Genomic DNA, 22,329 nt, shown 5'->3' on the forward strand with positions numbered 1-22,329 from the left:
ATACGAGATGCGCCGGGTCCTTCTAACAGTCGTAGCGGTGCGCGTAGGGCAGTTCGGGGCACTGGCGGCAGAGGAAGACGTATATGCCTCCCAGGTCGCCCATGACCATGTCCAGGTCGTCCTCCGCGGTGATGCTGAGCAGGTGCTCCATGCGATGGCCGCGAGCGCAGTCCGGCCAGTCGGGCTTCTGGTTCCAGGCCGGGTACCCGCCGATCTTGTTCTGCAGCGCACACGCCAGCAGTGCGTAGTCCGTACCGAAGCGCTCTTCGAGCTCGTCGATGCGGGGCTGCAAGGTCTGCCGCAGGTCCTGTGGAAGGTCCCAGTTCGGGTACTCCACAACCGAGATGGGGGACACCGTGCACGGGCTGGGCATGAATTCTTCCTCGAACTCGCCCTCCTGCGGGGCGGGGACCGTCCGCAGAACGCCCGCGCCGAGCACGTCCGCCTCGCTGCGCCAGTACAGCCTCGGCAAGGCGGCGCACGCCTGGTCCTCGGGATGAATCAACGGGCACCAGACCAGCTGAAGCACGTCCATGCCTTCGGGGAACGTCAGCTCGGGCACGTCACGTGCGAAGAGTTGGACCACCGGGACCATGGGGACGGTCCCGGCAGGGTTCCGTCCGTCGGGTGGGGCCCAGTGGCCCGGTTGCCCGCAGAAGGGCCAGGGCTCATCGGAGGGCCAGAGCATGGGGCCACCGAGTGAGCTCTCCCGGACTCCGGGGGTTCCGCTCTTCGGCATCAGCAGTGTCGTCCGCCGGCCGAGAGCCGCGAGCTCGGGTATCAGGCCATCCAGGTCGTAGGGCGGACCGGCAAAGCTCTGCGCCACGGGGGCTGCCTCCTCGGATCAACAGGGCAAGCCGTGTGAGCGGCTCCACACCTTCTGCGCAATGCTGCCCCACTGCGGGCGGCCCTGGCTCCACCCACTGATCCACGGGGCGCCTCCGGGGGGGCGGTAAGGGGGTCTGCCTGTGATCACCGAGAGGGCCGGCTGGCTTGGGCGGATCGCCCCCGCAGGGCCTCTGATCAGCAAAAAGCCCTCCCCAGGGGGAGGGCGGAGACGTGCGCCCCCGGCAGGACTCGAACCTGCGGCCAAGCGCTTAGAAGGCGCCTGCTCTATCCACTGAGCTACGGGGGCCTGGTGTGGCCTCGGTCGTGGGGGCGGGCGGGCCGCACCCTGACGTGCCGGGGACAAGGATAGGGCTCCCGGTTCCCTGACCCTGTCGCTTCGCCTCCGTGGCTCGGTGTGGAGGTTCGGTGAAGCGGTCCCGATAATCGCAGGCAGGTGCGAATCGTGCAGCGCTTTTGGCGCGTCGCGGGCCGGGTGTTGTGCACTCGTTATGCCTGCGCTGTGCTCATGTCCCGGTCATCCCTTCCGTCCCTTGTGTTCTATCGGCGCGCAGACATGCCTATATGCTTCAGAATTCCCTCAAAATTGGGCATTCTTCGCATGTGGTGACCTTGGACGTACGGCCTCAGCTGCTCGACGCACTCTCCGCCCTGCGCGACCGTGTCGCCGCCGCACGCTTTCCGCTGCCTCTGGCGGGAGCCCCACGCGCGCGTGCCAACCGGGACGAACTGCTCGCGCAGCTCGACGACTACCTGGTGCCCCGCCTGCGGCGGCCCGACGCCCCGCTGCTGGCCGTCGTGGGCGGATCCACCGGCGCGGGCAAGTCGACGCTCGTCAACTCCCTGGTGGGCAGACGCGTCAGTGAGGCGGGCGTACTGCGGCCGACGACGCGGACACCGGTGCTGGTCTGTCACCCGGACGACCATCACTGGTTCAGCGGGACACGGATCCTGCCCACCCTCACCCGCGTGTGGGTGCCCGCTCAGGAACCCGGCGACGAAGAACTGCTCCTGCACGGGGACAACCCCACGCGCGCGCTGCGCATCGAGACCGCCGACAACCTTCCGCCCGGTCTCGCCCTCCTCGACGCCCCCGACATCGACTCCCTCGTCGCGGACAACCGTGTCCTGGCCGCCGAGCTGATCTGCGCCGCCGACATCTGGGTCATGGTCACCACCGCCGCCCGCTACGCCGACGCCGTGCCCTGGCACCTCCTGCGCACCGCCAAGGAGTACGACGCCACCCTGGTGACCGTTCTCGACCGGGTGCCCCACCAGGTCGTCTCCGAGGTCTCCCGGCAGTACGGCGCCCTCCTCACCAAGGCCGGTCTCGGCGACGTACCCCGCTTCACGGTGCCCGAACTGCCCGAGTCCGCCTGGGGCGCGGGTCTGCTCCCCGCCAGCGCCGTCGCGTCGCTGCGCACCTGGCTGGTGCACCAGACGCAGGACCCCGCCGCCCGCCGGCACGCCATGGCCCGTACCGTCCACGGAGTCCTCGACAGCCTCAAGTCCCGCATGCCCGAACTGGCCAGCGCCGCCGCCCAGCAGTACGCCGCCGCCCTACGGCTGACCTCCGCCGTCGACGGCGCCTACGACAGCGAGCACGCGCGCGTGCGGAACCGGCTCCAGGCCGGCGCCGTCCTCGCCGGCGACGCGCTCAAGCGCTGGCGGGCCTTCCCGCTCGACTGCACGGCCGGTGAACTGCTCGACGCGCTCGTGGAGAGCCTCGCCACGCTGCTGCTGTGTGCCGTGACCGCCGCCGACGAGCGCATCGACGAGGCCTGGCGCCGCGAACCGGGCGCGGACGCCCCCGGCCTCGCCGACCGCGACGCCGGCCTGGAGAGCGCCGAGCACCGCATCGGCCTCGCGGTACGGCGCTGGCGGCGCGAACTGGAGGAGTACGCCGAGGAAGAGGTGCGCGAGATCGAACGCGGCACCGCGCCCGATCCGGAGGCGCTCGCCGCGCTCGTCGCCACCGCGCTGCTCGGCGGCCGCCGGGCGCGCTCCGCCGGTGAGGGCCTGGCCGAACGGATCGGTGCCCATGGCGCGCTGCGGCTGCGCGACCGGGGCGGGCGGCTGCTCACCGAGCACGTGGACCGGGTGCTGCAGGCCGAACGCGAACGCCGGCTGGCGCCTCTGGACGAACTCGACGTCCACCCCGAACCGCAGGCCGAACTCATCGCCGCACTGTCCGTACTGCAGAAGGAGAGGTGACCGGTGACCGCCGTCACTGACCAGGACCACACCGAGCACACCGATCACCTCGGTGACGTCGATCGTGCCGATGACAGTGATCACGTCGGTCACGTCCGTCATGTCGATCACGTCGATCACGTCCGTCACGTTCCTCACGATGACGATCTTGACCAGCTGCATCAACCCGACCACCCGGATCACTCAGTGGAGAAGGCCGTGGACGATGACGAACGCCGGGGGGAGGACGGCTCCGCCGTCACGGGCGCCGGGCCGGACCTCGCGGGGAAAGGGGAAGGCGGGGACGGCCCGGGAGGCGCCTTCTCGGACGACGCCGCGCCCGAGGGTGCCGCCGGTGCCCTCGTGACGCAGGGGGCCACGCAGGACGCCCACTCCTCCGACACCGGCCATGAGGAGGCTCAGCCCCAGACCTCCTCCGGCTCCGTCGGCGGCTACGCGCGCGTGCCCGGGGGCCGTACCGAGCCCGACGGCGCCCCCGGCGACCGTACGAGAACGGACCGCGCGAAGGACGAGCGGCCCGCCGCCGACCGTGCGACGTCCGATCGCGCGAAGGACGAGCGGCCCGTCGGCGGCCGTACGACGTCCGACCGCGCGAAGGGCGAGCGCGGCGCCGACGACCCGGTCAAGGCCGAGTCCGCCCCCGACGACCGCAGCCAGGCCGGCGCCCCCGGTCATGACGACACCGGGGTCTGGGACGACGGGCTCATCGCCCGGCGGGTCACCGAGGCCACCGCCGCCGAGCAGACGCCGCTGGAGCCACGGGCCCCCGGGCCGCTGAGCGTCGCGCCGATGGCGTACGACGGGCCGCTGCGCTCCCGGCTCGACGCGCTGCGCGAGCTCGTCGGTCTCTCCCGCACCCGCCTGGACAACCGCACCCTCGCCGAGGCCGGCCGGGTCCTGGACGAGGCGTCCGCGCGGCGCCGGCTGTCCGGACAGCACACCGTCGTCGCGCTCGCGGGCGCCACGGGCAGCGGCAAGTCGCAGTTGTTCAACGCGCTCGCCGGAGTGCCCATCTCGGAGACCGGCGTACGGCGGCCCACCACCGCCGCGCCCATCGCGTGCAGCTGGAGCGACGGTGCCGTCGGCCTGATCGAACGGCTCGGCATCCCGCCCCGGCTGCGCCGCCGCCCGCTGCAGAACGCCGACTCCGAGCAGCAGCTGCGCGGGCTCATCCTGGTCGACCTGCCCGACCACGACTCGGCGGCGGTGCAGCACCGCGAGCAGGTGGACCGCATCCTGAAGCTGGTCGACGCCGTCATCTGGGTCGTGGACCCGGAGAAGTACGCCGACGCGATGCTGCACGAGCGCTATCTGCGGCCCATGGCGGGGCACGCGGAGGTGATGTTCGTCGTCCTCAACCAGATCGACCGGTTGCCCGGCGAGGCCACCGACCTGGTCCTGGACGATCTGCGGCGGCTCCTCGACGAGGACGGCATCGCCCTCGGCGAGTTCGGCGAACCGGGGGCGACCGTGCTGGCGCTGTCCGCGCTCACCGGCGACGGCGTCGGCGATCTGCGGGAGGCGCTCGGGCAGTTCGTCGCCGAGCGGGGCGCCGCGGCCCGCCGTATCGCCGCCGATGTCGACGCGGCCGCGGTCGGACTGCGGCCGGTGTACGCCACGCGACGGCGGCCCGGGCTGAGCGAGGAGGCGCGCGAGGAGTTCTCCGCGCAGCTCGCGGACGCGGTGGGGGCCACGGCGGCCGGCGAGGCGGCCGAGCGGGCCTGGCTGCGCAACGCCAACCGGGCCTGCGGGACGCCGTGGCTGCGGCTGTGGCGCTGGTACCACGACCGCCGCGAACCCGCGACGGGCCGGCTGCCACTGCGCTCGCAGCCCGACGAGGAGGCCACCGCGCGCCAGCGCGTCGAGCACGCGGTGCGCACCGTGGCCGACCAGGCCTCGGCCGGGCTGCCGGTGCCCTGGGCGCAGGCGGTGCGGGAGGCGGCGGTGCGCGGCGCGCAGGGGCTGCCGGAGGCGCTGGATGAGCTGGCGACGCGAGCCGGGCTGCCTCCGGGGCGGCCGCCGCGTCCCGGCTGGTGGCCCGTGGCGGTGCTGGCGCAGGCGTCGATGACGTTGCTTCAGATCGTGGGCGGACTGTGGCTGGCGGGGCAGATCATCGGGGTGATGGCGCCGAACCTGGGCGTGCCGGTACTGCTGATGGTGTGCGGGATCGTCGGCGGCCCCCTCATCGAGTGGGCATGCCGGATGGCGGCGCGCGGCCCGGCCCGGCGGTACGGGCAGGAGGCGGAACGGCGGCTCAGAGAGGCGGCCGGGGCGTGCGGCCGGGCCCGCGTACTCGATCCGCTCGCCGCGGAGCTGCTGAGGTACCGCGAGGTGCGGGAGCAGTACGCCCGGGTCACGGGGGTGGGGGTGGCGTCGGGGCGGTGACGCGCCTTGGCGGGACGGTCTGAACTCCGTGAGTCCGTGAGTCCGTGTGTGCGTGACTCGGTGACTCGGTGACTTGGTGAGCCCGTGAGCCCGTGAGTCGGTGGGCCGGTGACGGGGGTGGGTGAGGTGTCGCGGGACGACGGTTCACCCGTGCGGGTGGCGGAGTTGTCCACAGGTCGGGGCTGATCCACAGCGCTCAGCGGGCCCGGCCCGAGGGAGGCAGTCTGGCTGTGCGGCGATCGCGACGGACGCGGTTGTCGCACCGGCGACCGCTACGAACGCGGTCGCCGTGCGCGGCGGCAGAGGTTTCGAGCGGCCGCCGTGGCCAGACGCCGCCGTCGGGACGGGCCCGTCGGCGTATCCGGGAGGGGTTACCGAGATGAACGAGACGATGATCTGCGCGGTCGGCAACGTGGCGACGCAGCCGGTGTTCCGGGAACTCGCGTCGGGCGCGTCGGCGCGCTTCCGGCTGGCGGTGACCGCGCGCTATCTGGACCGGGAGAAGAACACCTGGACCGACGGGCACACCAACTTCTTCACGGTCTGGGCCAACCGGCAGCTCGCCGTGAACGTGGCGGCGTCGCTGAGCGTGGGCGATCCGGTCGTCGTGCAGGGCCGGCTGAAGGTGCGCACGGAGGTGCGGGAGGGCCAGCCCGGCTGGACGTCCGCCGACGTGGACGCGGTGGCGATCGGCCACGATCTGGCGCGGGGCACCACGGCGTTCAAGCGGGCGAGCCGGCCCGAAGGGGCGACCGCCACCGTCACCGTGCAGCCGGACCGCCCCGAGCCCGAGTGGGAGACGCCGCCGCGTCAGGAGGAGCCCCAACGCAAGGCGAAGGCCATGGCGGTGACGTGACGTCAGGCGCTCGATGTCGGGAAGCGCCCGAGGCGGTACGACTGCGGCTTATCGGCACATGCATGCCGAAGTATTCGGTGGATTTGTCGATAAGCCCAGCTCGCAGGCCGTGTCCGCGATAACGATTACGAGTCGGATCACCGGTCCGACAAGATGACGGCGAATGCCGGTGCGACGGCCTCCCTAGGATGCGGGAGAGCTCTCGGGGCTCCCGATTCTGCTGGTGGGACCGCATACCCCCCACGTCAAGGGGTCCTGCGCGAAGGGGAATTGCTGTGTTTTGTTCGTTCGCCGCGCTCACGGCGCGGTCCGTGCGCGGGCGAGGAACGAGCCGGTTCGCCGCCGCCGCACTGGTGTCCGGCCTCGTCGCGGCGGGCGCACTGACCGGGGCGGCACCGGCCTCGGCGACCGACGTCCCGCAGAGCCCGGCCGGGGCCGGCGCGACCATGGGCGGTCTGAAGACCTTCGGAACGGCGGTCGTCCACGACGGCGGCACCGACCAGCAGGTGTCGGCGGGACTGTTCGAGATGTCCGTCGACGGCGGCGGCACCCTGCAGACGTACTGCGTCGACCTGTACAACCCCACACAGCGGGACGCCAAGTACCACGAGACCCCGTGGAGCGGCACCTCCCTCGGCGCGAACAAGAACGCGGGCCGCATCCGCTGGATCCTGCAGCACTCCTATCCGCAGGTGAACGACCTGGCGGCGCTGGCCGACAATGCGGGCATCCGCGGGGGACTCACCGAGCAGGACGCGGCGGCCGGCACGCAGGTGGCCATCTGGCGCTACTCCGACGGCGCGCGGGTCGACGCGGTGGACCCGCAGGCCGAGCAGCTCGCCGACCACCTCTTCAAAAGCGCCCGCGAGCTGCCCGAGCCGGCGGCCTCGCTGACCCTGGACCCGCCGGCCGTCTCCGGCCACCCCGGTGAGCTGCTCGGTCCGGTGACCGTGCACACCGGCGCGGCCGGCGCGGTCGTGTCACCGCCGGCCGACGCGGCACTGAGCGGGGTGCGGATCGTCGGCAAGGACGGCAAGCCGGTGACGACCGCGTCCGACGGCGCGAAGCTGTTCTTCGCGGTGCCCAAGGACGCCGCGCCCGGCGCCGCCCAGCTCACCGTGCAGGCCTCCACCACCGTGCCCGTGGGCAGGGCCTTCACCTCCGACAGCCGCAGCCAGACGCAGATCCTCGCCGGGTCCAGCGAGTCCACCGTCTCGGCGCGGGCCAGCGCGACCTGGGCCGCCCAGGGGCCGATACCGGCGCTGTCGGCGAAGGAGGACTGCGTCGAGGGCGGGGTGGACATCACCGCCGTCAACCACGGTGACCAGCCGTTCACCTTCGAGCTGATGGGCACCACGTACACCGTCCCGGCCGGCGCGCCGCGCACGGTGACGATGCCGCTGCAGGAGGACCAGCCCTACGACGTCACGATCACCGGCCCCGCCGGGCTGTCCCAGCGGTTCACCGGAGTGCTGGACTGCAAGACGCGGGGCGGTACCACCACCCTGTCCACGCAGACCGTCGCGGAGCCGAGTCCGGCCACGGTCGGCGGTTCCACCGGCGCCACGGTGCCCACCAACCTCGCCGACACCGGCGGCGGCGCCCTCACCCCGCTGATCGCGGGCTCGGCCATCGGCCTGGTGGTCATCGGCGGCGGAGTCCTGGTACTGCTCCGGCGCCGGGAAGCCGAAGGTGGCTGATCGCATTCCTCACGTGACCGGAGCCCGACGAATGATCGTCCACGGGCGCGCCGCCGGGCGATGTGACGGCGACCAGGGCCGACGACGGAGGCCGACCGTGACGACGAGCGGGTGGCGGACGCAAGGAACCCCAGGTCACAGCCCCCCGGCCCGACGCGTTTCCCCCCAGGGGTGGCGGTCAGGCAAGATGGGGTGTATCTGCCCACTGCCAGATTCAAGCTGCCGGACGGTTTCTCTTGGCTGAGTACATCTACACCATGCGCAAGGCGCGCAAGGCGCACGGCGACAAGGTCATCCTTGACGACGTCTCCCTGAACTTCCTGCCTGGCGCAAAGATCGGTGTTGTCGGCCCGAACGGCGCCGGTAAGTCGACGATCCTGAAGATCATGGCGGGGCTGGAGCAGCCGTCGAACGGCGACGCCTTCCTCGCGCCCGGCTTCACCGTCGGCATCCTGCTGCAGGAGCCGCCGCTGACCGAGGACAAGACCGTCCTGGAGAACGTCCAGGAGGGTGTCGCCGAGATCAAGGGCAAGCTCGACCGGTTCAACGAGATCGCCGAGCTCATGGCGACCGACTACTCCGACGCGCTGCTGGAGGAGATGGGCAAGCTCCAGGAGGAGCTGGACCACGCCGAGGCCTGGGACCTGGACGCCCAGCTCGAGCAGGCCATGGACGCCCTGGGCTGCCCGCCCGGCGACTGGCCCGTGACCAACCTCTCCGGTGGTGAGCGCCGCCGCGTCGCGCTGTGCAAGCTGCTGCTGCAGCAGCCCGACCTGCTGCTGCTCGACGAGCCCACCAACCACCTCGACGCCGAGTCGGTGAACTGGCTGGAGCAGCACCTCGCCAAGTACCCGGGCACCGTCGTGGCCGTCACCCACGACCGGTACTTCCTGGACAACGTCGCCGGCTGGATCTGCGAGGTCGACCGCGGCCGTCTGCACGGCTACGAGGGCAACTACTCCAAGTACCTGGAGACCAAGCAGACCCGTCTCAAGGTCGAGGGGCAGAAGGACGCCAAGCGCGCCAAGCGCCTCAAGGAAGAGCTGGAGTGGGTCCGCTCCAACGCCAAGGGGCGCCAGGCCAAGTCCAAGGCCCGCCTCGCGCGGTACGAGGAGATGGCCGCCGAGGCCGAGAAGATGCGGAAGCTGGACTTCGAGGAGATCCAGATCCCGCCGGGCCCCCGCCTGGGCAACGTCGTCGTCGAGGTCGACCAGCTCAACAAGGCCTTCGGTGAGAAGGTCCTCGTCGACAACCTGTCGTTCACGCTGCCGCGCAACGGCATCGTCGGCGTGATCGGCCCGAACGGCGCCGGCAAGACCACGCTGTTCAAGATGATCCAGGGCCTGGAGGAGCCGGACTCCGGTTCCATCAAGGTCGGCGAGACCGTCCAGATCTCCTACGTCGACCAGAGCCGCGAGAACATCGACCCGAAGAAGACGCTGTGGGAGGTCGTCTCCGACGGCCTGGACTACATCAACGTCGGCCAGGTCGAGATGCCGAGCCGCGCGTACGTCTCCGCGTTCGGCTTCAAGGGCCCGGACCAGCAGAAGCCGGCCGGTGTGCTCTCCGGCGGTGAGCGCAACCGCCTGAACCTCGCGCTCACCCTCAAGCAGGGCGGCAACCTGCTGCTCCTCGACGAGCCCACCAACGACCTGGACGTCGAGACCCTGTCCAGCCTGGAGAACGCGCTGCTCGAGTTCCCCGGCTGCGCCGTCGTCGTCTCCCACGACCGGTGGTTCCTGGACCGCGTGGCCACCCACATCCTCGCCTACGAGGGTGAGTCCAAGTGGTTCTGGTTCGAGGGCAACTTCGAGTCCTACGAGAAGAACAAGGTCGAGCGGCTCGGCGCGGACGCCGCGCGTCCGCACCGCGCCACCTACAAGAAGCTGACCCGGGGCTGATCTTGCGGCACATCTACCCCTGCCCGCTGCGCTGGTCGGACATGGACGCCTACGGCCATGTCAACAACGCCGTCTTCCTCCGCTACCTGGAGGAGGCCCGCATCGACTTCCTGTCCCTCCGGGACGCCGAGTCACGGGACGGGTCGGTGGTGGCGCGCCACGAGATCGACTACAAGCGGCAGCTCGTCCACCGGCCCACGCCGGTGGACGTGGAGCTGTGGGTCACGCAGATCAGGGCCGCCTCCTTCACCGTCTCCTACGAGGTGAAGGACGCGGACGCGGTCTACGTGCGGGCCTCCACCGTGATCGTCCCGTTCGACTTCGAGGCGCAGCGGCCGCGCCGGATCACCGAACAGGAACGGGAGTTCCTCACCCGGTACACCGACGACGCCGGTGACGGCGCCGACGAGGAGGCCGTCGCCGCATGACGGTGCTGCACCTCGCCGACGAGACGGAGGCGGCGGACCTCGCCGCCTTCCTCTCCCGGCTGCTGCACTACGACCGGTCGGCCGCGGTGCGCCTGCAGGCGGCGGGCACCGCGCTGGCCGTGTTCGGGCGGCCGCCGTCGTTCGAGGTGCTCGCCGTTCGCGCGGTACGGCTGGCGAAGCCGTACGAGAACGGGCTCGACGTCACCCTGGACGTCACCGTCTCCGCCGGTGAGCTGCTGGAGTCCGTCGACGAGGCGGCCGCCACGGCCGTCGTCCCGGCCGCGGTGACCGGTCCGCCCTGGGCGGGCGTCTTGCCCCCGCGCGGCGGCTGGCGGCGCGAGCCGGGGCTGCCGTCCGCGAGCGAGCTGCGCGGCCTGGTCGGCGCGGTCGTCACCGAGTTCCGCACCCGCACCGAGGAACTGGCACCCGACCGGCGCACCCGGACCGAACTCGACCTCATAGGTAGGGACATCTGGTCCCGGACCGTGGGGGAGACCCGGCTGCCGGTGCGCGTCGTGCACGCCGCGCAGTCCCTCGGCTTCCTGCGGCCCGGTGAGGCCGCGGAGCAGCCCGCGCTCTTCTCCTCGGGGGCGTGGCTGCGACTGAGCACGCCGTACGGCTCGATCGCCGTGCGCACGGCGGGGACCGGGGCGCTCGGCGGGCTCGGGGCACTCGGCGTCAGCGTGCGCTGACGGCGCCGCGAGAGCGGTGCGCGGCCTCCCGGCCCGGGCTGACGCCCCCTCACCCGCACCGCCGTTCGCTCGCGCCCAAGGCTCCGGCGTGCGCGGAGGCGCACCCTTACTCTTCCTCCCGGTCCGGCCACACGCTGATGTGGTCGGACTCCAGCTCCAGCGCCACGCGGTCGCGCATGCCCAGCGTGCGGGTGTACTCCGCGGGCAGCTGAAGGCGGCCGGCCCGGTCCAGCATCGCGTACTCGCGCGCCACCACCGTCTCGTGGCCGGTCGTCGCGTCGACCTCGCTGCGGCGCAGCACCTCCGTGGACGTACGGCCGTCGCGGATGGCCACCGTGCGGCGGACCTCGCTCGCGACCGCCTGGTCGTGGGTGACGATCACGATGGTCGTGCCCAGGTGCTCGTTCGCCGTGCGGAACGCGGCGAAGATCTGCTCCCCGGTGTGGGAGTCCAGCTCGCCGGTGGGCTCGTCGGCGAGCAGCACCGCCGGGTCGTTCGCGAGAGCCACCGCGATGGCGATGCGCTGCTGCTGCCCGCCGGACATCTGGTGCGGGTGCCGGTCGCGGCAGTCGGCGACGGCCAGCAACTCCAGTAGTTCCAGCGCGCGTCGGGCGCGGGCACGGCGGCGGGCGTAGGTGCGGTTGCCGCTCAGCTGGAGGGGGAGGGCGACGTTCTGCGCCGCCGTGAGGTACGGCAGCAGGTTGCGCGACGTCTGCTGCCAGACGAAGCCGACGACCTCCCGGCGGTAGGCCAGGCGGTCCTTGGCGGTCATGGCCAGCAGGTCGTGGCCGGCGACCCGGGCGGCGCCGGCGGTGGGGGTGTCCAGGCCGGCGAGGATGTTCATCAGGGTGGACTTGCCGCTGCCGGACGCCCCGACGAGGGCCATCAGCTCGCCCTCGCGCACGAGGAGGTCGAGGCCCTGGAGGGCCTGCACCTCGACGCCGTCGGCGGTGAAGATCCGCACCAGACGGTCGCAGGTGATCAGCGCGTCATGGCCGTAGGCCGGCGTGTTGCGGGCGGCCGCCGCCTTGGTCGCCAGATCGGCGAGCGTGGGGTTGGTTGTCATCGGGACCTCCGGCGCGGAGTGTTCTTCGGTGTACGGCGGCGTCGCTGCCCACGGCCCGGCTCCTCGGCCCGGCCTCGGCACGGCTCCTCGCGACCGCCCCGGTACGGCTCCCCGGGCCCGCCCCCGCACGGCTTTTCACCCCCGCCTCGCCGCAGGGCGTGGGCCCTCACCGTGCGTCCCCCACCCTCAGCTCCCGTACCGCCCCCCGGCGGCCCGTCCACCATGCCTGGGCCGCCGCGACGCCGACCGCCACCGCCAGTACCGCCAGCGCCGGGAGCGTCAGGGACAGGGCGTCCGTGCGCAGGGCGGCGGGGGGACCCGCGGCCGGGTTCGCGGCCAGGGCGATCGAGGTGAGGTCGATGCCGGGGGCGAGCAGGCGGATCGCCGCCCAGGCCGTCAGGGCGCCGCCCGCCGTGGCGAGGACGGCCTGCGGCAGGGCTTCCAGGATCAGCAGCCGGCGCGACTGGGCCCGGGTCAGGCCCATCGTGCGGAGCCGGGCGAGCAGCGCGGTGCGTTCGGGTGCGGCGCGCAGCAGGGACAGCAGCAGGGCGAGCACGGCGTATCCCGCTCCGGCCAGGACCGCCGCCGTATAGACGTCCTCGGCGCCGGACTGCAGGGGTGAGTCGACGTATCCGGCGCGCACTGCCGACCGCAGCTGCACGCCCGTGGTGCCGCCGGCCGTCCGGCGCAGTGCGGTCGCGTCGATGTGGTCGCCGCTCAGCAGCAGTGCGGCCGGGCGGGCGGCCTCGGGGGTGAGCGCGCCCCGGTCCACGACCAGGAAGCGGTCGCCGGGCACGGCCGGGGTCCGCTTCCGCACGAGTGCGATGCGCACGGTGACGGTGCTGCCGTCGTCCAGGCGCACCGGGAAGGGCCGGGTGCCGTAGGTGCGGGCGACGGCGGGGGAGGCGAGGGCGGGCAGGACCGCGCCGGACGCGGCGGGGGCGCGCAGCGCGCTCGCCGGGAGGGCGCCGAGGCCGGTGCGGGCGGTCAGCGCGGCGTAGTCGGCCGGGCCCACTCCGGCCACCGGCACCGAGGCGGGGCTGTCTGCGGCCGTCGCCTGGTAGGAGATGCTGACCTCGGTCAGCGCGTTCACCCCCGGCACGCGGCGCACCCGGTCGGCCAGGCCGGCCGGCAGCACGGTCGTGGTCTGGGCCTCCACGCGGGCGTCGGCGCCGACGGCGAGCAGGGCGGCGTGGTCGCGGGTGTCGCGCACACCGGCCAGTACCGAGCCGCCGAACGCGGCCGTGGTCAGGGCCGTCAGCAGCGCCAGCAGGGGCAGCACGGCCGAGGCGGAGGAGCGGCCGGCGCGGGCCAGGGACAGCGGGCCGACCACGCCGCGCAGCCGTCCGGCGGGGCGGGCCAGCCGGCGCAGCGGCCAGGGGTACAGCCGCACCAGGACCAGCGCCGCGATCACCGCGACCAGCACGGGCGCCGCGGACACCAGCTGCCCGCCGTCGCCGCCCTGCCGGCGCAGGGTCTCCACGGCGGCTGCCGCGCCCGCCAGCACGGTGAGTTCGGCGACCGTACGACGCCGGGAGGGGCGCCGGACCGTCACGTCCTGGCGGCCGGAGTGGACGCGGACCACGCGGTGCGCGGCCGCGGCGCGCACCGGCAGTGCGGCGCAGGCGACGAGGGTGACGGCGAGGGCGGCGGCCACGGCGGGCAGCAGACGGCCGCCGGGCACGGCGAGGACGGCGGCGAGCAGGCCGAGCGCCCCGGCCGGCAGGGCCACCACGCCCGTCTCGGCGGCCAGGCGTCCCGCCATCCCGGGCAGGGAGGCGCCGCGGGCGCGCAGCAGGGCGAGTTCGGTGCGCCGGCGGTCGGCGGCGAGGCCCCCGGCCATGGCCAGGATGACGGCGGCGACCGTGCCGGTGCCGAACGCGGCGACCGCGACGAGCGGGGAGACACCGGAGCGCAGCCCGTCGTAGGAGGTGAGGACGGTGTCGAGGTCGGTGTCGGCGTCGGCGTTCGGGTCGACGGCGGAGCGTATCTCGCGCAGGGCGGGCCCGGACTCCAGGGCGGCGACCGAGGACTTCAGCGCCGCGACGTCCCGGCCGTGCAGCGCGGCGGCGTCGGGGGCGAACCGCCAGAAGCGCTGCGGGGCGCCGCCGGTGCCGAGCAGTGCGGGGGCCGCGTCGGGAGGGAGCAGGACGGTGCCGAGCCAGTAGCGCAGCGGGTCCGTGCCGCCGCCGGGCACAGGTTTCAGGGTGGGGCCGCGCAGCAGGCTGTCGGCCGACCAGTAGGCGCCGTCGGGGGTGCGCGGCGCGACGATCGCGGTGATGCGGACGGTCAGCGGGGGACGTCCGACGGCCGGGACGTGCAGGACGCGGCCCACCTGCACGTGCAGGGCCTTCGCCGTCTCCGTGGTGACGGCGCCCTCCACTTCGGCGGTCGTGGCGCTCACCCGGCCGGTGGCGCGGGGCAGCCGTCCGGCGTGCAGCCGGCCGTGCTCGCCGAGGCCGGACTGCGCCGTGAGGAGCACGCGCGCGGGCAGGCCGTAGGGGCGCGGCAGCCAGGCGTCGGGCACCTCCAGCTCCTCGAACGTGCGCACCCCGTACGTGGACTGGCCGGGGTCCGCGGCCAGGGGAGCGCGCAGGGCGGCCAGGATCTTCCGGTTCTGGGCGCCCAACGTGCCCGGGCGCAGGGACTGTTCGAGTTCCTGCACGGAGGACGCGCCGTCGGGCGCGGGGGCGGCCACCCACAGGGTGGTACGGCCGGGTGTGGCCCGTTCGACGGCGTGGGCGAGACCGGCGTCCTCGTAGCGGTCGACGGCGCGCGGGAAGGCGGCGGCCAGAGCGGCCGTCAGCGCCACCAGCAGCGCCAGCGCGCAGGCGGCCGCGGGAGCGGCCCGCAGCCGGGTACGGATCCACGGCGCGGGTACGGCGGCCGGGCGAGGTGTCGTACGCAGCGCCGCCATCTCACTCACCTCCCTGTTCCCGCAGCGCGGAGGCCGGGTCCGCGCGGCGCAGCGACAGGAGCAGGGAGACGGCCAGCGGGACGGCGGCGACGGCCGTGAGCAGGACGGCGACCTGCCCGGCCGGCAGCTGGACCAGGACCCCGGGGAGCGGGCGGGCGGCCTCGGCGGTGAGCAGGATCAGCGGGATCACCGCACGGGTCAGCACCGCGCCGAGCGCCGCGCCGACGGCCAGCGCCAGCACCACCAGCATCCCGTGCTCGGCGGCGATCATGCGGGCCAGGCGGCGGCGCGGGGCGCCCAGTGCCCGCAGCACCGCGAACTCCGCGTCCCGTTCCCTGAGCGCCCCGGCCGCGCCGACCGCGAAACCGACCGCGGCCAGCGCGGCGGCCACCGCGGCCGCCGCGGCGAACGCGGCCTCGGGCCCGGCGCCGAACGGATCGTCCCGCAGCTCCTCGGCGATCTCCGCGCGCACCACGACCTGCGAGGGGTCGACGTCCGGCCAGGCCCGGACCGTGGCGGCCACCTCGGCCGGGGCGCCGGCGGCCAGCCACCACTCGGTGGGCGTGACGCTCGTGCCGTGGCGGGCCTGCAGGACCTGGTCGACGGCGCGCAGGTCGACGAGCAGGGCGCCGCCGCCCTCGGCGTCACCGGTCGTCGGCAGTTCACGCACCGTGCGCACGATCCGCACCGGCACGCTCTCCCCGCCGAAGACGGCGTCCACCCGCTGCCCGGTGCGCGCGCCCGTGGCGGCGAGGAAACGGTCCGTGGCCACCCCCGTGACCTCGGGCGCCGGCGGCTGCGCGATGCGCATCCGGACCGTCACCGCGGCGGACAGCCAGCGGTCGCCGGCCGGCAGATGGCCGGTGGAGTAGGTGAGGGTGGGCGGGGCGGTGGACACAAGGCGCGGCCGGGACGGGATCGAGCCGGTGTCGGGGCCGGCGACAGCGCCGTCGGCGCGCGAGACGGCGCTCCACGCGGTGGTCAGCGGCAGGCGCCGTTCGCTCCCGTCGGCGGCCGTGGCGGTCAGCGCGTCCAGCGTCAGCCGGTGCTGTTCGGCGCGGCCGCTGGGCTGGGCGATGACGAGCTGGACGCCGGTGAGGGCGAGCGGGCCGCGGGCGCCGCCGAGGTCCGGGGTGAGCGGGTGCGGGCGGTTGTCGGCGGGCAGCCGCCCGGCCGGCAACTGGTACGGCACGCCCCACCGGTCCTCCAGGGTGAGCGTCACGTCGGCGCCCCCTTCGGGGTCGGAGCTGTGCAGGGTCGCGGTCAGCCGAAGCCTTGCCGTGCCGGCGGGGACGGTCACGCCCGCCGACGGCTCGGCCGGGGCGAGGCCGGCGAGCAGCGGCCGTACCGGGCGGTCGGCGAGGTCGTGGCGCAGCAGCAGGGCGTCGTAGGCGTGCGCGGTGTCCAGGGCGAGGAGGGTCGCGGTGCGGTTGTCCGACAGCGGCAGCGCGGTGCGTACGGCGGGCGCGGCCGAGGTGACGCCGGGCAGGGCGGCGAGCTGTTCGGTACGGGCGGGGCCGGCGTCCCCGGCGGCCGTCACCCGCACCGGGGCACCGGCCCGGAAGTCGGCCTGGTCCTGCTGGGACCGGTTCCAGGAGGCGCCCTGGCCGATGGCCAGCATGCCGAGCGCGACGGCCAGCACCAGCAGCAGCATGGGTCCCGCTCCGCGCATGGGGCGGCGGCTGAACTGCCAGCCGGCCAGCGCGGTCGCGAGGCCGCGTCCGCCGGTCGCGCGGCGCTCGGCGAGCCGGGCCACGGGCGGCAGCAGCCGCAGGGTGAGCACGGTGCCGGCGAGCAGGGCCAGCGCGGGCGCGGCGACCAGCAGCGGGTCGATGCCGAGGGCACCGGTGCGGTCGCCGCTGACGGCGGTGCGGGTGGCGAGCTGCCAGTACGCGAGCCCCGCGATCGCCAGCAGCCCCAGGTCGGCGCCGGCCCGCAGCGCGCCGGGCAGCGCCCGTGCCCGGCCCGCGCGCCGGGCGCTCGCGGACAGCGCGGGCACCGTCACGGCGAGCGCGCAGCCGAGGGCGACGCCCGCCGCCACCAGCCACACCTGCGGCCGGCCGGCGGCGGGCACGTCCAGCCGCAGACCGATCCTGGCCAGCGGCCCCTGCCCGGCCAGCAGCCGGGTCAGCGGCCCGGCGAGCAGCGGCGCGCACAGTGCCGCCGGCACGGCCGGCAGCAGCGCCTCCAGCGCGGCCAGGGCCGCCAGGCGGCCGCGGGAGGCGCCGCGGGCCAGCAGCAGCCGCGTCTCGGCGGCGCGTTCGGCGCTCAGCAGCCGCGCGACCAGCAGCAGCGCGCACGCCGCGAGCAGGGCGAGCAGGAGGGCGACGATCAGCAGCGTGGAGCGGGAGACCAGCAGCGAACGTTCGATCCCGTCCAGGACGCCGGGCAGCGAGGTGACCGCGGTCGTCGACCCGGCGAGGGCGGGGGCCGAGCGCACGGCGGCGCCGGCGTGGGCCGCGGAGGAACGCAGGGCGTCGATCCGGTCGGTCGTCAGCGTGGAGAAGTCGGCGGTCACGACCCACGCCGACGGGCCGGTGCTCACCGTGGCGCCGGTCAGCACCCGCGGGTCGGTGAGCAGCGGGCCGTAGGTGGTGAAGTCGGTCTTCTTCACGCCGCGCCCGCCGACGTCGTCCAGCCGCCAGTACGGCGCGGCGGCGTCGGCGGGCCGGTACAGGCCGGTGATCCGCACGGTCACCGGCCTGCCGCCGAAGCGGTCGGTGAGGGCGAGCCGGGCGCCGGGCCTCAGGCCCAGGCGGCGCGCGGCCGCCTGGGGCAGCGCGGCCTCGACGTCACCGGCGCCCACGCGGGGCGCGCGGCCGTCGACGAGCCGCACCTGGGACGGGTCCAGGGCCGCGAAGTGCGTCAGATCGGGGTCCCCGGACCGCTCGGCGGGCGGCTGCACGGAACGGGGCAGGGCGTACGGCCCGGACCGCACCAACGTCCGCACGGTCACCGGCAGCCCGTCGAACGCGGTGCGCGCCGCCCGGCGTACGGCGGCGTCGGCGGCGTCGCGGCCGCCGGCGGGGACGTCGGCCTTGACGACCAGGGCGGCGTCGGCGGCGTGGGCGGGCTGCGCCAGCGCGTGCCGCAGGGCGGCGTCGCCGATCGCGCCGGCGTAGGCGGTCAGGCCCGCGAGGACGGAGGTGGTGAGCAGGACGGTGAGCAGGGCCGCGGCGAGCAGCAGACGGTGCGCCCGGGCGCGCAGCAGCACGAACCCGGCAAGCCCCCCGAACCCCGCCACCACCGGCCCCCCGCCGTTGTTGTCCAGACCTCTCGGCGATGTTGTCAGAGGGGGCGGGCGCGGGTAAGCGGTTGTGAACCCGGCTTGACCGGATCGTGACCGGAATCCGGCGTGCTATGACCGGAATGCGGCGCTCATACGGCGCTCACCGGGCCCGGAGGGGTGTGGACGTGCCGGCGGCGGGGCTCAGCCGGGGGTGTTGATCATCGAGGCGGCGGCGTAGGTGAGGTAGTTCCACAGCGTGCGCTCGTGCTCCTCGGACAGGCCGAGCTCCTCGACGGCGTCCCGCATGTGCCGCAGCCACGCGTCGTGCGCCGCCTTGTCCACGGTGAACGGCACGTGCCGCATCCGCAGCCGCGGGTGGCCGCGGTTCTCGCTGTAGGTGGTGGGGCCGCCCCAGTACTGCATGAGGAACAGCGCCAGCCGCTCCTCGGCCGGACCGAGGTCCTCCTCCGGGTACATCGGCCGCAGCAGCGGATCCCCCGCGACTCCCTGGTAGAAACGGTGCACCAGCCGGCGGAAGGTGTCCTCCCCGCCGACCTGCTCGTAGAACGTCTGCTCCTGAAGCGTGCCGCGCCGAATCTCTGTCACGCCTCCCATGGTCTCAGACGCGGCGACCGAGGCCGCAAGACTTAGGACCGGCCCCTCCTGGAGCCGGGCCCGGGCCTGTCCGGCGGACCGGTCCGGCCGCACGGCGCCTGCCGGCCGGGCCTGTCCGGCGGACCGGTCCGGCCGCACGGCGCCTGCCGGGCCCCGCGACGCACCGGTGATCCGCCGGAGGGAACCTCTAGCCCCGGCGGACCGTGATCGTCGTCCAGGCGCCCACGTGCACCCGGTCGCCGTCCCGGAGCGGGACCGGCACGAACGGCTGGATCGGCTCGTCCGAGCCGTTCACCGTCGTACCGTTCGTCGAGTTCTGGTCGACGACGGCCCAGCTGCCGTCGGGCTGCTGCACCAGCACCGCGTGCTGGTGCGAGACACCCGGGTCCTCCGGCGGCACCGACAGGTCGATGTCGGGCGTCTCGCCGGTGGAGTGGCGGCGACGGCCGATGCTGACCTGGTTACCGGTGAGGGTGCGCTGCTGCTCCGGCGAGTACGCGGGCAGGTTGAGCCCCGCGGCCTCCGGGCCGGAACGCTGCATCATCGCCATGAAGTACTCGCGGTCCGGGCCGATGGTCGCCGTCCAGGTGGCCGGACCCTGCGGCTGCTGCGGGAACCCGGGCGCCGGGGGTGCCTGGGTGGCACCGGGCTGCGGGTAGCCGTAGCCGCCGGGGCCGCCGGGCGGGTTGGCGCCGCCGGGACCGCCCTGGCCGCCCGGAGCGTTCGGCGCGTTCGGCGCGGGCGGTGCCTGGGTGGCGCCGGCCTGCGGGTAGCCGTAACCGCCGGGTCCGCCGGGTCCGCCGGGGCCGCTGGGACCGTTCGGGCCGGACGGGGCGGGTCCGGAGGGTCCGCCGGGGCCGGTGGCGGGGCCGGACGGCGGGGAGATCACCCAGTCGTCACCACCACCGCCGAACGACGGCCCGGACGGGGCCGGGGGAGCCGGCGGAGCCGAGGGGCCACGGCCCTGCGGGAACGCGGGGGGCTGGAAGCCCTGCGGGGTACCGGGGCCACCGGGGCCGCCCTGGCCGCCGGGAGCCGCGCCGGGACCGGCGGGGGGCGTGGGGCCGGGAGGCGGGGGGACCGGACGCGACGGGTCGCTGCCGAAGGGGAAGGGGGCGCCGGAGCCGTTCGGACCGCCGGGCGCGCCCGGGCCGCCGTGCGTCGGCGGGCCGCCGGGGCCGCCCGTGCCGAAGGGACCGCCGGGCGCACCGGGACCACCGGGACCACCGGGACCACCGGGGCCGGAGGGGCCGCCCTGGCCGCCGGGACCGCCCGCACCGAACGGACCGCCCTGGCCGCCCGGACCCGAAGGCCCACCCGGCCCACCGGGACCGCCGGGGCCACCGGGACCGCCGGAGCCGAACGGACCACCCGGGCCGGCAGGCGCACCGGGACCACCCGGGCCGCCCTGGCCGCCCGGACCACCCGCGGGGAACGGGCCGCCGGAGGCGCCCGGACCGCCCGGACCGCCCGGGCCCGACGGCTCGCCGCCGTACGGGCTCGGCGGGATCGGCTCGGCGGGACGGTTCACCTGGGACGGGCGTGAGCTCTGGTAGTCGAAGGAGTCACTGCCGCCGAAGGACGGCCCGGACGGGCCGGGGCCCTGCGGGAAGCGCGGCGCACCCGGCGCCGACGGGCGCGGCGGCGCGGCCGGGGTGTACGTGGTCGCCGTGTTGGTCAGGAAGTTCCACCGGCACTCCTCGCAGAACGGCGCCCCGCCCTCGCGCGGCGTACGGCACTGCGGGCACAGCTCCGGCTCGGGCTCCGGCACGGAGGACAGATGACGCCCGCCCGGCTGAGGGCCCGGCTGCGCACCCGGCGGGGGCGGCGGGAAGCCGTAGCCACCGCCCGGCGGCGGCGGGGGAGGCGGCGGAGGTACGGCACCGGCCATGCGGTGACCGCAGACCTCGCACCAGTCGTCGGAACCCGACTGGTGTCCGTTCGGGCAGGTCGGCATGTCGGTGCGTCCCTTCGTTCCTGCTAGGTCACTTCTTCGGTGGTCGTCGGTGGTCGTCGGCGCGCTTCAGTGGTCCTCGGCGCGTCACTTCTTCACACGAACGGTCTTTGTCGACCGGGTTTCGAGCGTCATCTCGTCGGCCTCCGCGACCTTCGCCTTCAGTCGCACAGTACCGGTCGCCGCGTCGACCACGTCCACCACCTTCGCAAGCAGTTTCGCAGTATCCGCGTTCCCGGAGGCACTCGCGAGCTGAACGGCCCGGCCCAGTTTGGCCGTTGCTCCATCCATATCGCCCGCTTTGCGAAGGTCCAGCCCCTGTTGGATGACCTGGGCCAGTTCGGCCTGCCCGGTGTAGTGGGCGACCTGAGGGTTGAGGGAGGTGGAGGCGGCCATGTCGTCGGTCCACACGGCTCTCACCAGGCCCTGCGCGCCCAGGTTGCGCACTTCGCCGTCCGGTTGCGGCACGACCAGCGAGACCCGGGCGGCCAGCATCTCCTGGCCGACGTGCGCGGCCGGGACCTCGACGCACAGGTGGTAGTCGCGGGACTCGTCGCCCCAGGAGCCTGTCGGATAGTCCCCGGCGCGCGGCCCCGCCTCGCTGCGGCGACCGGTCAACTCCTCGACCGTCGGGGCGACTTGCTTGACGAACTTGATGGTCGTGCCCACCGGCGTCCACACCCGCAGGGCGACGTCGGCGACCTCCTTGCCCATCGCCGTCTCCATCATCCGCGTGAAGTCGGCGGCCAGGCCGGCCGGGTCGGCGACGATGTCGGCCGTGCCGAGCAGCGCGGAGGCGATCCCTGTGACTTCTTTCACTTCCCAGTCGGTGCCCACACCCCGCGCGTCACAGGTGAACCGCCCGGCGCAGTGCTCGAGGGCGGCCTTCAGATCGGCGGGCGACTCGTGCTCGTTGCGGCCGTCGGTGAGCAGGATGCCGTGCCGGATGGCGACGTCCGCCGAGGACAGAAGGGTCTCGGCGAGCCGCAGCCAGGTGCCGATCGCGGTGCCGCCGCCCGCGCTCAGCCGGCGCAGCGCCTGCTTGGCCTGCTCGCGCGTGGTGGCGTCGGCGACCGCGAGCCGCCCGCCGCCCGGGTAGACCTCGGTGGCGACGTGGGTGCCGCCGACCACCGCGAAGTGGACCCCGTCGCGCAGGGTGTCGATCGCGGCGGCCGTCGCGTCCCGCGCGTTGCGCATCTTGGTCGGCGGGTAGTCCATCGACCCCGAGCAGTCCACCATGATCGCCACCGCCGCGGACGGACCCTGCCCGGCGGTGAACAGATGCGGCGCGCTCACCGCGCTGCCGATGGTGCCGCCGCCGGTCGCCGTGACCGTGACGATGGCGTTGACCTCGCGGCCGCCCTCCGGCAGGTACTCGTTCTGGTAGACGTCCACCGAGAACTGCGGCGCCGCGGACTTCGAGAAATTGGCCATGCCTGTTCGCATCCCCCTCAACCACCCTCGCGGGTGTGGACCGGACCGCGGACCGGTCCCCTCCGGCCCGCGAGCTTCCCCGTGCGAGGCCG

At 74.5% G+C, this 22,329-nt stretch carries 14 protein-coding genes and 1 tRNA gene; 7 read left to right on the plus strand and 8 right to left on the minus strand.

Annotated features, from left to right (window positions below):
* Positions 1-22 precede the first annotated feature (22 nt).
* Both AB0E88_RS03645 and AB0E88_RS03650 read right to left on the minus strand, forming a co-directional pair.
* Positions 23-739: a DUF1963 domain-containing protein gene (locus tag AB0E88_RS03645; RefSeq protein WP_361623400.1), complete on the minus strand. Its 717-nt coding sequence runs from the start codon at positions 737-739 to the stop codon at positions 23-25.
* 323 nt (positions 740-1,062) lie between these two features.
* A tRNA-Arg gene (locus AB0E88_RS03650) sits at positions 1,063-1,135 on the minus strand.
* Between the two features lie 314 nt (positions 1,136-1,449).
* Between AB0E88_RS03650 and AB0E88_RS03655 the strand changes: the two genes are divergently transcribed.
* The 7 genes from AB0E88_RS03655 to AB0E88_RS03685 all read left to right on the plus strand — a co-directional run bounded on the left by AB0E88_RS03655 (position 1,450) and on the right by AB0E88_RS03685 (position 11,022).
* A complete protein-coding gene (locus AB0E88_RS03655) occupies positions 1,450-3,060 on the plus strand; it encodes a dynamin family protein (protein ID WP_361623134.1) in 1,611 nt (536 codons plus the stop codon).
* 3 nt (positions 3,061-3,063) lie between these two features.
* Entirely contained in the window at positions 3,064-5,445 is a 2,382-nt protein-coding gene (locus AB0E88_RS03660) for a YfjP family GTPase (RefSeq protein ID WP_361623137.1), read from the plus strand.
* A 379-nt stretch (positions 5,446-5,824) separates the two neighbouring features.
* A complete protein-coding gene (locus tag AB0E88_RS03665) occupies positions 5,825-6,301 on the plus strand; it encodes a single-stranded DNA-binding protein (protein WP_361623140.1) in 477 nt (158 codons plus the stop codon).
* 311 nt (positions 6,302-6,612) lie between these two features.
* Positions 6,613-8,001, plus strand: coding sequence for a TQXA domain-containing protein (locus AB0E88_RS03670; RefSeq protein WP_361623143.1), 1,389 nt, complete (start codon positions 6,613-6,615; stop codon positions 7,999-8,001).
* A 236-nt stretch (positions 8,002-8,237) separates the two neighbouring features.
* A complete protein-coding gene (ettA, locus tag AB0E88_RS03675) occupies positions 8,238-9,902 on the plus strand; it encodes an energy-dependent translational throttle protein EttA (RefSeq protein WP_361623146.1) in 1,665 nt (554 codons plus the stop codon).
* Positions 9,903-9,904: 2 nt separating this feature from the next.
* Positions 9,905-10,330 (plus strand): thioesterase family protein, encoded by a 426-nt coding sequence (locus AB0E88_RS03680; protein ID WP_361623149.1) that lies wholly within the window; start codon positions 9,905-9,907, stop codon positions 10,328-10,330.
* Positions 10,327-11,022 carry a hypothetical protein gene (locus AB0E88_RS03685; protein ID WP_361623152.1) on the plus strand — a complete coding sequence of 232 codons (696 nt, stop codon included), beginning with the start codon at positions 10,327-10,329 and terminating at the stop codon, positions 11,020-11,022. The genes AB0E88_RS03680 and AB0E88_RS03685 overlap by 4 nt, the downstream gene beginning before the upstream one ends.
* 106 nt (positions 11,023-11,128) lie before the next feature.
* Here the strand turns inward: AB0E88_RS03685 and AB0E88_RS03690 are convergent, their stop codons facing one another.
* The 6 genes from AB0E88_RS03690 to AB0E88_RS03715 form a co-directional block, all read right to left on the minus strand.
* Positions 11,129-12,088, minus strand: coding sequence for an ABC transporter ATP-binding protein (locus AB0E88_RS03690; protein ID WP_361623155.1), 960 nt, complete (start codon positions 12,086-12,088; stop codon positions 11,129-11,131).
* Between the two features lie 166 nt (positions 12,089-12,254).
* Positions 12,255-15,005 carry an FtsX-like permease family protein gene (locus AB0E88_RS03695; RefSeq protein WP_361623403.1) on the minus strand — a complete coding sequence of 917 codons (2,751 nt, stop codon included), beginning with the start codon at positions 15,003-15,005 and terminating at the stop codon, positions 12,255-12,257.
* Position 15,006: 1 nt separating this feature from the next.
* The gene (locus tag AB0E88_RS03700; protein ID WP_361623158.1) at positions 15,007-18,249 is read right to left on the minus strand and encodes an FtsX-like permease family protein; all 3,243 of its coding nucleotides are present in this window, start codon (positions 18,247-18,249) and stop codon (positions 15,007-15,009) included.
* 186 nt (positions 18,250-18,435) lie between these two features.
* Positions 18,436-18,849: a globin gene (locus AB0E88_RS03705; RefSeq protein ID WP_361623161.1), complete on the minus strand. Its 414-nt coding sequence runs from the start codon at positions 18,847-18,849 to the stop codon at positions 18,436-18,438.
* A 187-nt stretch (positions 18,850-19,036) separates the two neighbouring features.
* Positions 19,037-20,806, minus strand: a complete 1,770-nt coding sequence (locus AB0E88_RS03710; RefSeq protein ID WP_361623164.1) for an FHA domain-containing protein — start codon at positions 20,804-20,806, stop codon at positions 19,037-19,039.
* 84 nt (positions 20,807-20,890) lie between these two features.
* Positions 20,891-22,237, minus strand: coding sequence for a VWA domain-containing protein (locus AB0E88_RS03715; RefSeq protein WP_361623167.1), 1,347 nt, complete (start codon positions 22,235-22,237; stop codon positions 20,891-20,893).
* Positions 22,238-22,329 lie beyond the last annotated feature (92 nt).

This window comes from Streptomyces sp. NPDC028635 (assembly GCF_040637635.1).
Lineage (GTDB): Bacteria > Actinomycetota > Actinomycetes > Streptomycetales > Streptomycetaceae > Streptomyces.

Excerpts from the sequence above, each read along its gene's own strand:
- AB0E88_RS03705 (WP_361623161.1), bottom strand. The coding sequence starts at position 18,849 with ATGGGAGGCGTGACAGAGATTCGGCGCGGCACGCTTCAGGAGCAGACG.
- AB0E88_RS03690 (WP_361623155.1), bottom strand. The coding sequence starts at position 12,088 with ATGACAACCAACCCCACGCTCGCCGATCTGGCGACCAAGGCGGCGGCC.
- AB0E88_RS03710 (WP_361623164.1), bottom strand. The coding sequence starts at position 20,806 with ATGCCGACCTGCCCGAACGGACACCAGTCGGGTTCCGACGACTGGTGC.
- AB0E88_RS03685 (WP_361623152.1), top strand. The coding sequence starts at position 10,327 with ATGACGGTGCTGCACCTCGCCGACGAGACGGAGGCGGCGGACCTCGCC.
- AB0E88_RS03695 (WP_361623403.1), bottom strand. The coding sequence starts at position 15,005 with ATGGCGGCGCTGCGTACGACACCTCGCCCGGCCGCCGTACCCGCGCCG.
- AB0E88_RS03645 (WP_361623400.1), bottom strand. The coding sequence starts at position 739 with ATGCCGAAGAGCGGAACCCCCGGAGTCCGGGAGAGCTCACTCGGTGGC.
- AB0E88_RS03665 (WP_361623140.1), top strand. The coding sequence starts at position 5,825 with ATGAACGAGACGATGATCTGCGCGGTCGGCAACGTGGCGACGCAGCCG.
- AB0E88_RS03715 (WP_361623167.1), bottom strand. The coding sequence starts at position 22,237 with ATGGCCAATTTCTCGAAGTCCGCGGCGCCGCAGTTCTCGGTGGACGTC.